The following is a 10,057-nucleotide window of genomic DNA, read 5'->3' on the forward strand; positions in this document are numbered from 1 at the left end:
CCTTTCCCCCTTTCCCCCCCTCCCCCTCGCTCCCTCCCCCCCCCCCCCCCCCCCCCCCCCCCGCCCCCCCCCCCCCGGGCCCGGGGACTACTTGGCGAAGCCCGGCAGGAGCTTGGCGTAGTCGGTGGCGACGGTGTTCAGCGCGTCCTGGGTGCCGGTGCCCTGGAGGGTCTTGCCGAGGTTCTCGCCGAGGGAGGAGAACAGCGAGCTGTACTCGGGCAGTTCGGGGCGCGGCTTGGCGCTGGCGAGGATGCCCTGGAAGCCGGCGATGCCCGGGTCGGCCTTGACGTCGGCGGTGAAGGCGTCGGAGCGGGTCGGCAGGGTGGAGTTCTTCTGCGCGATGAAGGCCTGGCTCTCGGCCGAGGTCATGAAGGCGGCGAACTTCTCGGCGGCGGCCTTGTGGGCCTTGTCCGCACCGGCGTAGACCGAGATGTTGTGACCGCCGGTGGGGGCGCCGGCCTTGCCGCTGGAGCCGGCCGGGACGGCGGCGATGCCGAGGTTGTTCTTGTCGGCGAAGGCGGAGCCCTTGTAGATGTTGGTGATCTCCCAGGGGCCCTGGACGATCGCCGCGACCTTGCCGCTGTTGAAGGCGTCCATCATGTGGGCGTAGGCGTCGGTGGTGACGTCGGCCTTGGCCAGGCCGGGGCCGTTGAACATCGACTTGTAGGTCTCGACGGCCTTGACGGCCTCCGGCGAGGTGACGGTGATCTTCTTGCCGGCGGCGTCGACGGTGTCGGTGCCCTCGCCGAACAGGAACGGCATCGCGTAGTAGCCGTCCGCGGCCTTCAGCCAGAAGCCGTCCACGCCGGCCTTGTCCTTGATCGCGGCGGCGTCGGTCTTGAGCTCGTCCCAGGTCTTCGGCGCCGCGGTGATGCCGACCTTGGCGAACAGCTCCTTGTTGTAGAGCAGGCCCAGGGTGTCGGTCACCAGCGGGACGCCGTACAGCTTGCCGTCGTACTTGGCCTGCTGGATCAGGCTGGGCTGGAAGGTGGAGGTGTCGGCGGCGGCCGGGGTGCCGTCCAGCGGCTCCAGGAAGCCGGCCTTGGCGAAGGCGGCGGTCCAGCCGACCTCGGAGCGGAACACGTCCGGCGCGCCCTTGGCCCCCATGGCGGTCTGCAGCTTGTTCTGCGCCTGGTCGAACGGCACGTTGACGAAGTCGACCTTGATGTTCGGGTTGGCCGCCTCGAACTTCTTGGCGAGTTCCTGGTAGTTCGGAGCCTCGTTGGTGGCGTTGGAGGTGTCCCAGTACGTGAGGGTGACGGGGCCGTCGGCCTTGCCGTCCGAGCCGGAGCCGCCACTGCTGCCACAGGCAGCCATCGAGACCGCGAGGGCCACAACGAGGGCAGAGGCCGCGATGCCACGCCGCATGAGAACTCCTTGGGAGGGTGGGGGTGCCCGAGATGTTCGGAGACAGGCGCATAATGGCTGCCTCGTGCCGACCGCACCTTCGCTGCCGTCGGGCTCGGGAAGGAAGTTAACAGCGGCGTCAGAGGGACCGAAAGTCCTTGCAGAAAGTTTCTGCAAGAAACGCCGATCGTTACATCCACGTGTCCTGGACGTGGCCGCCCGGTAGTTGACAGCGCGGCACGATGCGCCGTTTATCCGTTTCGGACGGGTTACGGCCGGCTGCCGGGACCACCGTGAGTGGCGGGAAGGCGCTTGCGGCAGACTTGACGGATGCGCATCAGAGCCGCTGTCGACGACGACCTGACGCTGCTGGTCGAGCTGGAACGCGCCGCCGGAGCCCCCTTCGCCGCGATCGGGATGCCGGAGATCGCCGAAGACGAGCCCCCGGCCCCGGAGGAGCCGGCGCGCTACCTGCGCCGCGGCGTCGCCCTGGTCGCCCAGGCCCCCGAGGGGCCGATCGCCGGCTACCTCCTGGCCGAGCCGGTGGACGGCGCCCTGCACATCGAGCAGGTGTCGGTCCACCCCGGCCACGCCCGCCGGGGCATCGGCCGGGCCCTGATCGAGCACCGCGGCGCCGACGCTCCCGCGCTCACCCTGACCACCTTCGCGGACGTCCCCTGGAACGCCCCCTACGACAGCCGGTGCGGATTCCGCCCGCTGGCCGACCACGAGCTCACCCCGGGCCCGGGCGATCCGCCGCCGGGAGGCCGAACACGGCCTGGACCGCTGGCCCCGGCTCTGCATGCGCCGGGACCTGCCCCGGAGGGGCTGACCCCGCGGTGCCGCCGGAACGACCGGCTACCTGACGCCCAGCCGCAGCACCGTGGTCGAGCGGAACTCCTCCCCCGGCCGCAGCACGGTGCTCGGGAACGCCGGGTGGTGCGGGGAGTCCGGGAAGTGCTGGGTCTCCAGCGCGACCCCGGCGAACGGCCCGTACGGCACCCCGCTCGCGCCGGCGACCGCGCCCTGGAACTTGTTCGCCGTGTAGACCTGGATGCCCGGCTCGGTGGTCAGCACTTCGAGGGTGCGGCCGCTGACCGGGTCCTCCAGCAGCGCGGCCCGCGCCGGGCTGCCGTCCGCCGGCCGGGCCCGCAGCACCCAGTTGTGGTCGTAGCCGCCGGGCCCGGCGAGCTGGGGGTGCTCGTCGTGCACCGACTTGCCGATCGGCGTGGCCACGGTGAAGTCGAAGGGCGTGCCGGCCACCGGCTCGGTCCGCCCGTACGGGATCTGCCGCTCGTCGGCCGGGGTGTACTCGTCGGCGTCCAGGGTGAGCAGGTGGCCCAGGACGTCGCCGCTGCCCTCACCCGCGAGGTTGAAGTACGCGTGGTTGGTCAGGTTGACGACGGTCGGCTTGCTGGTCACCGCGCGGTAGTCGATGACCAGCTCACCGCGCGCGTCCAGGGTGTAGGAGACGCTGACGTCCAGCGCGCCCGGGAAGCCCTGGTCACCGTCCGGGCTGTGCAGCCGCAGCCGCACCCCGCCGTCGATCGGCTCGGCCGCCCACATCCGCTGGGCGAAGCCGTCCGGCCCGCCGTGGATGGTGACCCCTCCGCCGGTCGGGGCGAGCGGGTGCTCCTCCCCGTCGATGGTGACCTCGCAGCGGTCGATCCGGTTGGCGTACCGGCCCACCACCGTGCCGTAGTGCCGGGCGGGGCCCAGGATGTGCGACAACTTGTCGCTGGACAGGAGGAGTTGGCCGCTGCGGCCGGCCCGGTCCGGCGCGCTCAGGGTGTGCAGCGTGGCACCGAGGTTGAGCACGCTCGCCTCGTACGGGCCGGCGGTGAGCGTCCAGCGCTGGATCGCGGCGCCCGCGCCCGAGGAGTCGAGGGGGGCATGCCGCACCCCGGTGGCCTCGCTCGCCATGCCTGCTCCTCACTGGCGACGGCGACGCCGCCGCCTCCGCCCGGTTCCGGGTCCGTCGATCCGTCAGGGGCGAGGTGGCGGCCCCCGTGGTGTCCGTCAGCCTAGCGAGGGCGGCGGTGGCGGGGGCGCTCCCACGCCTCCGCGCGCCGCCGGGGCGCCTCCGTCCGCCGCCCTCGGCCAGGCCCTGCCGCTCCCCCGACTTTCCCTGCTCCCGCTACTCCCCCTGCGTTCCGTACTCCCCCTGCGTTCCGTACTCTCCGTGCTCTCCGTGCTCTCCGTGCGCCCCGTGCTCTCCCTGCGCTCCATGCTCGCCGTACTCGCCGTGCTCCCCGTGCGGCTGGCCGGGCAGCCCGAGGGCCGAGGCGAGACCGTCCGGACCGCTGCCCGCCTTGCGGTAGACCGCTGCCAGCCGCCGGTTGACCAGGCTCAGCTGCACGCCCAGCTCGTCGGCGATCCGCTGCGCCGGCACGCCCCGCGCGGCACGCTTGGCGACCTCCCACTCGGGGCCGCTGAGCGTCTCCCGGAAGTCCCGCTTCTCCAGCCGGTTGGGACGCAGGCCGTAGTTGGCCAGCTCCCGCCGGGCCTGGTCGACCAACCGGTCCGCCGAGCAGTGCTGGGCCAGCTCGATGCCCTGGTACAGGTACTCCTGGGCGTCCTCCAGCCGCCCGACCCGGCGCAGCGCGGCCCCCAGGTCGACCAGCGCGACGGCGTGCTCGTACCCGGCCGGGGACTGCCCGAGGTACGCGACCGCCTGCTCCAGCAGCTCGACGGCCTGTTCACCGTTCTCGACCTGCGCCTGCAGCCGCAGTGCGCTGCCGATCGCCGAGGCGGTGCCGAAGCCGCGCGCGTCCGTGACGGCTTTCTGGGCGTAGCACCGGGCGCGCTCGGGCTCGTCCTCCGCGATCGCGATGGCCAGGTGCCCGGCCCAGGGTGCCCAGACGGTGTTCCGCCAGCCGCGGACCTCCAGTTGGGCGCCGGCCTCGGTGAGCGCGGCGGCCGCGCCCGCGTGGCGCTTCTTGGCGATCAGCAGCTTGCCGTACAGCGAGGCGGCGTCCGGCAGCACCATGACGGTGGCGTGGTACGGCGGGTGGAAGCCGAACTCGTTGGCCAGCGACCAGGCTTCCTCGGTCCGGCCGCGGGCGATCAGGGTGTCCACCAGGACGCCGACGGCGTCCCAGGCCAGCGGCAGCTTCTTCCCGACGCGCTCGGAGATCCGGTACGCGCGGCGCAGGAAGTCCTCGGCCTCCGCGAGCAGGCCGCGGCGGAACCGGGCCAGGCCCATCAGGAAGTACGCGAAGCCCCGGTGGGCGCCGCTCCAGCCGGCCACCTCGAACTGGATGATGGCGTCCGCGAACAGCCGCTCGGCCTGGGCGATGCGGTCGTTGTAGATGTAGGTCAGGCCGAGCATCGAGGGCAGTTCGAAGCCCCAGGTGGTGTCGGTCCAGCCGAGGCCCTTGGGCAGCCGGCCGCCGTCGAGGACCTCGTCGGCGAGCGCCAGCGCCTCGGCGGAGGGGGCGCCGCGCAGGGTGAGGTCCCAGGCGCGCATGGCGAGCACCGCCCGGTCGGCGGCCTGCCGGCCGGGCAGGTTCCGGCACATCTCGCCCAGCCGGGCGGAGCGCCCGGGGCCGTCCTCCTCGGACTTGCGGAACGCGTGCCACATGAAGGAGGCGGCCTGGAGCCGCTGGCGCCCGGCCGGGTCGGCGGTCTGTTCGGCCTCCTTCTGGCAGACCAGGGCCGCCTCGCCCAGTTCCCCGCTGTGGGCGAGCACCTCGGAGAGCCGGAAGGTGGCGTCCACCCGCAGCTCGGGGCGCAGTGGCACTTCATCCGGGTCCAGGGCCAGCTTGAGCTGGTTGACGGTGGCGACGGGGTCGGTGAGCAGTGCCGAGCAGCCGAGTTCGTACAGCACCTCGGCCTTGATCTCGTCGGCGGGCGGCTCGTTGAGCGCGCGGTGCAGGCAGCGCTGGGCGGCCTCGGGGGCACCGATGAGCTGGTGTTCGACCGCGGCGCGGCGCAGCTTCTTGACGATCCGGTCGTCGCCCTCGCCGGAGTGGGTCTCGACGAGGTGCCGGGAGGCGGCGAGCAGCCCGAGGCCCGCGTTCTCGATCTCGGCGGCGGCGATGCCGTGCATGCCGAGGCGGGTGGCCTCCGGCATGGTGTTGTAGATGGAGCTGGCGATCAGCGGGTGAACGAACTCGAGGTTCCCGTTGGGCGATTGGGTGAGCACCCGCTGCTTGCGCAGCTGCTTGATGGATTCCCGGGCGCCCTCGGTGCTCTGGGTGGAGATCCGGGTGGCGAGGTCGACCCGGATGTCGGTGCCCAGCATGGCGCAGGCCCAGGCGAACCGCAGGGTGCTGGCGCCGAGCCGGTCCAGCCAGGTCTTGAGGGTCATGCCGGTGGCGTCGACGGCGAGTTCGCGCAGCTGCCGGGAGTTCTCCTCGACCGGTTCGAGCTCCTGGTCGCGGACCTGGTCGAGCAGGGCGACGGCCTCGAAGGGATTGCCGTTGACGACGTTCCAGAACTCGTAGCAGAAGGCGTCCTCGGCCTTGTCGCCGAGTTCGGCGCGGATCATGTCGGTGACGGAGTTCAGCGTGAGCCGGTTCAGCTCGTGTTTGCGGGCCTTGAGGGCGAGGATGCCCCGGCGGAGGTCCTGGGTCTGGGTGGGCCAGTCGTTCTCGTCCTCGCGGAAGGCGAAGACCAGCAGGACGGGCAGTTCGCTGGAGCGGACGGCGAACTTGGCGAGCCAGGAGAGGGACTCGGCGTCGGCCCAGTGGAGGTCGTCCACGATCATCACCAGCGGCGCGCGGCGCGGCGCGAGTTGGGTGAGGACGTAGTCGAGGCCGTCGCGGACGCCCTGCGGGTCGAGGCGCCGGGCACCGGCCTTGGGCTGCTTGAGGCCCATAGCCGGTCCGACGACCTCCTCCCAGGTGCCCATGACCTGGCGGAACTCGTCGGGCTCCAGGCTGCTGAGCACCGGCTGGAGCAGCTGGCGCAGCACGTGGTACGGCTCCTTGAACTGCCGTTCGCCACCGCGGGCGAACAGCACGCTGGCGCCCTCACGGAGCTTGGCGGTCCGTCGGACCTCGTGCAGCAGGCTGGTCTTGCCGATGCCGGGGCGGCCGGAAAAGGTGAGCAGGTCGCCGATCTCGGTGCCGCCGGCGGCGAACTCACGGCAGAGTCGGTCGATGGCGGCCTCCACCGAGCGCAGTTCGGCGTCGCGGTCGCGTAGCCTGACCCGGGGCCCGACGCTGTCGCCGTCCCGGCCGGAACCGGCTTCCGCCCGCAGTTCGTTGCTCTGTTCGGTCACCGTCGCGCCTCCGCCTCGCCCGCTCCCGGCACGGCTCGCCACCGCCTGTGTCGACCACTGCCCGTGGGAGCCGCTCCATCACTGTTCGTGGAGCCGAGGTTAGCGCCGCGTGCGGCCCGCTGGGGGACATTCGCGCAGGCTGGGGCGGACGGGGAGGGTTCGGACGGCTTGCCAAGGGCAATTGCCCTATATCCCTAACGTGCGATCAATACATCCGATACCCTACGGCCCTCGGGGCACAGATGATCTTGCCATTTCCGCCCTCACCGTCGGGGCCTCACCACGTCAACTCCCCCCACGGTCAATGATCGAACCACAAGCGCCCCCCTCCTCCGCTGCACCGGGAGTCCGATGTCTGACGACACCTCACTTCAGATCCCGTTCCCGCACCGCCGCAGTCCCCACGGCCCGTACGCCACCAAGCTGCACCGCGACTGGCTGATCCGCCACCCGCTGCTGCCCGACGCCGACCACCCCGGCTACGCGCACTGGGAGGTGGTCGACCTCGCCGCACTCGGTTACCCGGACGCGGGGCCTGATGAACTCGCCCTGGCCGCCGACCTGATGGGTTTCTACTTCCTGTTCGACGACCAGTTCGACGGCCCGCTCGGCCGCCGCCCCACCGAGGTCGCCCCGATCTGCGAACGCCTGATCGCCGTCCTGCACGGAGCCAGGCCCGACCCGGGCTCCCCGGTCGAGACCGCCTTCGCCGACCTGTGGGACCGCAGCGTGCGCGGCATGCCCGCCCGTTGGCAGGCCCGCGCGGCCTACAACTGGGAGTACTACTTCGCCAGCCACCCGGCCGAGGCGGCGGGCCGGATCTCCACCCGGCCGCCTGACCGGGACGGCTACCTCGAACTCAGACGGGGCACCGCGGCGATGGAGACCATCTTCGACATGGTCGAGCGGCTCGGCCAGTTCGAGGTCCCCGCCGCCGTCCTGCACCACCCGGTGCTGCGTCAGATCCGCCAGCTGGCAGCCGACATACCGTCATTGAGCAACGATGTGCGGTCCTTCCCGCTGGAGGCGCCGCGCGGGGACGTCAACAACCTGGTCATGATCGTGCAGCGGGAGCGCCGCTGCTCGGCCGAGGAGGCCTGCTCGGCGGTCATGGCCGAGGCCCAGCTGATGGTCGAGCGCTGCGCCGAGCTGCACGGCCGACTGCCGGACATCTACCGGGAGTTGGGGCTGTCCCGGATCGAGTCCGCGATCGCCCAGCGGTACGCGGACGGGCTGATCACCTGGCTGGCCGGCTACCTGAGCTGGGAGGCCCGCACCGGTCGGTACCACGCGGTGTGAGGGGTCCGGCCGGCTCCCCGGGCGTGCGCGGCAACGGGGCGCGCCCTCCACGTGCCATCCGAGCGCCCCGCGTGCGCCGGGGGCGGGACCGGCCGGACCGCACACCAACCGGACCGGGCACCGGACGGACCGGGTGCCAGACGGATCGCACACCTGTCGGACGGGGCGCCGGACCTGTCGGACGGGTCGCCGGACCGGTCGGACGGGGCGCCAGACCGGTCGCGCACACCGGCCAGACGGGTCGCCGGACCGGTCGCGCACCGGCCGGGACCGCACACTGGCCGGATCGCGCACCGTCCGTACAAGCCCGCCGTACGGACCGTGGCCGCGTCGCACGCCGACGGCTATCGTGCTCGACGGCGGGCGCCCCGGCGGGGCGCCGGCCCGACTGCGTGTCCGCACCCTCCCGCCGGTCCGCCCGCTGATCGGGCGGTCCGGCGCGCCGCCCGGGCCGACCGGCGTGGGACGGCGCCCGACGTCGCGAGGAGACACAGAGCATGACGGTCTACCAGCCCCCCGGCACGCCCGGCAGCATCGTCGCCTACCGCTCCCGGTACGAGCACTGGATCAACGGCGGCTGGACGCGCCCGGTCCGCGGCGAGTACTTCGGTGACCCGACCCCGGTCACCGGCGAGGTGTTCACCGAGGTGGCCCGGGGCACCGCCGAGGACATCGAGGCCGCGCTCGACGCGGCCCACGCCGCCGCCCCGGCCTGGGGCCGCACCTCCGTCGCCGAGCGGGCGCAGGTGCTGCTGCGGATCGCGGACCGCATGGAGGCCAACCTGAAGCAACTGGCCGTCGCGGAGAGCTGGGAGAACGGCAAGCCGGTGCGCGAGACGCTGGCCGCCGACCTCCCGCTCGCCGTCGACCACCTGCGCTACTTCGCCGGTGCGCTGCGGGCCCAGGAGGGCAGCCTCTCCCAACTGGACGAGGACACCGTCGCCTACCACTTCCACGAGCCGCTCGGCGTGGTCGGCCAGATCATCCCCTGGAACTTCCCGATCCTGATGGCCGTGTGGAAGCTGGCCCCGGCGCTGGCGGCCGGCAACGCCGTGGTGCTCAAGCCCGCCGAGCAGACCCCGGCCTCGGTGCTGATGCTGGCCGAGCTGACCGCCGACCTGCTGCCGCCCGGGGTGGTCAACATCGTCACCGGCTACGGCGAGGAGGCCGGCGCCCCGCTCGCCGCCAGCACGCGGGTGCGCAAGCTCGCCTTCACCGGCGAGACCGGCACCGGTCGGCTGATCTCCCGCGCCGCCGCCGACAACCTGATACCGGTCACCCTGGAGCTCGGCGGCAAGAGCCCCAACCTGTTCTTCGCGGACGTCGCCGCCGCCGAGGACGCCTTCTACGACAAGGCCGTCGAGGGCTTCGCGATGTTCGCCCTCAACCAGGGCGAGGTCTGCACCTGCCCGAGCCGCGCGCTGATCGAGTCCTCGGCCTACGAGCGGCTGCTCGGCGACGGCCTGGAGCGGGTGCGCGCGATGCGCCAGGGCAACCCGCTGGACACCGACACCCAGATCGGCGCGCAGGCCAGCGCCGAACAGCTGAAGAAGGTCCTCTCGTACTTCGAGATCGGCCAGGCCGAGGGCGCCAAGGTCCTGGTCGGCGGCGAGCGCGCCGATCTCGGCGGCGCGCTGGCCGGCGGGTACTACGTGACCCCGACGGTCTTCGAGGGCGTCAACAGCATGCGGGTCTTCCAGGAGGAGATCTTCGGGCCGGTCGTCTCGGTCACCCGCTTCGAGGGCTTCGACGAAGCGGTCACCCTCGCCAACGACACCCAGTACGGACTGGGCGCGGGCGTGTGGACCCGCGACCTGAACACCGCTCACCGGGCCGGACGCGCCATCCAGGCGGGCCGGGTGTGGACGAACTGCTACCACGCGTACCCGGCCCACGCGGCCTTCGGCGGCTACAAGAACTCGGGCATCGGCCGGGAGAACCACAAGGCCCTGCTGGAGCACTACCAGCAGACCAAGAACCTGCTGGTCAGCTACTCCCCCGACGCGGTCGGCCTGTTCTAGGCCCGACCCCTCGAACAGCAGAACACCCGTCGAACGGCAGAACAGAAGTGGGGGGGGGGGGGGGGGGGGGGCCCCCCCCCCCCCCCCCCCCCCCCCTCTTGGGTTTCCCGTAAAAAAGCCCTCTTTTTTGTTCCCCGACCACCCACCCACCCCCCTTTTCTGC

General features: G+C 72.3%; 5 protein-coding genes and 1 pseudogene. 3 read left to right on the forward strand and 3 right to left on the reverse strand.

Annotated elements, in window-relative coordinates:
• Nucleotides 1-87: 87 nt before the first annotated feature.
• Nucleotides 88-1,368, reverse strand: coding sequence for an extracellular solute-binding protein (locus ACZ4WV_RS25635; RefSeq protein ID WP_465750561.1), 1,281 nt, complete (start codon nucleotides 1,366-1,368; stop codon nucleotides 88-90).
• A gap of 309 nt (nucleotides 1,369-1,677) precedes the next feature.
• On the opposite strand from ACZ4WV_RS25635, the pseudogene ACZ4WV_RS25640 reads away from it, so the two are divergent.
• Nucleotides 1,678-2,179 (forward strand): annotated as a pseudogene (locus tag ACZ4WV_RS25640) (GNAT family N-acetyltransferase).
• A 26-nt stretch (nucleotides 2,180-2,205) separates the two neighbouring features.
• Here ACZ4WV_RS25640 and ACZ4WV_RS25645 read toward each other — a convergent pair.
• Both ACZ4WV_RS25645 and ACZ4WV_RS25650 read right to left on the reverse strand, forming a co-directional pair.
• The gene (locus ACZ4WV_RS25645; protein WP_465750563.1) at nucleotides 2,206-3,270 is read right to left on the reverse strand and encodes an aldose epimerase family protein; all 1,065 of its coding nucleotides are present in this window, start codon (nucleotides 3,268-3,270) and stop codon (nucleotides 2,206-2,208) included.
• Between the two features lie 214 nt (nucleotides 3,271-3,484).
• On the reverse strand, nucleotides 3,485-6,574 hold the full coding sequence (locus tag ACZ4WV_RS25650) for an ATP-binding protein (RefSeq protein WP_465750565.1): 3,090 nt from the start codon (nucleotides 6,572-6,574) through the stop codon (nucleotides 3,485-3,487).
• A 351-nt stretch (nucleotides 6,575-6,925) separates the two neighbouring features.
• On the opposite strand from ACZ4WV_RS25650, the gene ACZ4WV_RS25655 reads away from it, so the two are divergent.
• Both ACZ4WV_RS25655 and exaC read left to right on the forward strand, forming a co-directional pair.
• Nucleotides 6,926-7,873, forward strand: a complete 948-nt coding sequence (locus ACZ4WV_RS25655; RefSeq protein ID WP_465750567.1) for a terpene synthase family protein — start codon at nucleotides 6,926-6,928, stop codon at nucleotides 7,871-7,873.
• 497 nt (nucleotides 7,874-8,370) lie between these two features.
• The gene (gene exaC, locus ACZ4WV_RS25660) at nucleotides 8,371-9,894 is read left to right on the forward strand and encodes an acetaldehyde dehydrogenase ExaC (RefSeq protein ID WP_465750569.1); all 1,524 of its coding nucleotides are present in this window, start codon (nucleotides 8,371-8,373) and stop codon (nucleotides 9,892-9,894) included.
• The last annotated feature ends 163 nt before the right edge of the window (nucleotides 9,895-10,057 follow it).

Source organism: Kitasatospora sp. NPDC029312 (assembly GCF_055569215.1).

Bases quoted from the DNA above. Each gene is read 5' to 3' on its own strand.
- ACZ4WV_RS25635 (WP_465750561.1), bottom strand. From the start codon at position 1,368: ATGCGGCGTGGCATCGCGGCCTCTGCCCTCGTTGTGGCCCTCGCGGTC.
- ACZ4WV_RS25645 (WP_465750563.1), bottom strand. From the start codon at position 3,270: ATGGCGAGCGAGGCCACCGGGGTGCGGCATGCCCCCCTCGACTCCTCG.
- ACZ4WV_RS25655 (WP_465750567.1), top strand. From the start codon at position 6,926: ATGTCTGACGACACCTCACTTCAGATCCCGTTCCCGCACCGCCGCAGT.
- exaC (WP_465750569.1), top strand. From the start codon at position 8,371: ATGACGGTCTACCAGCCCCCCGGCACGCCCGGCAGCATCGTCGCCTAC.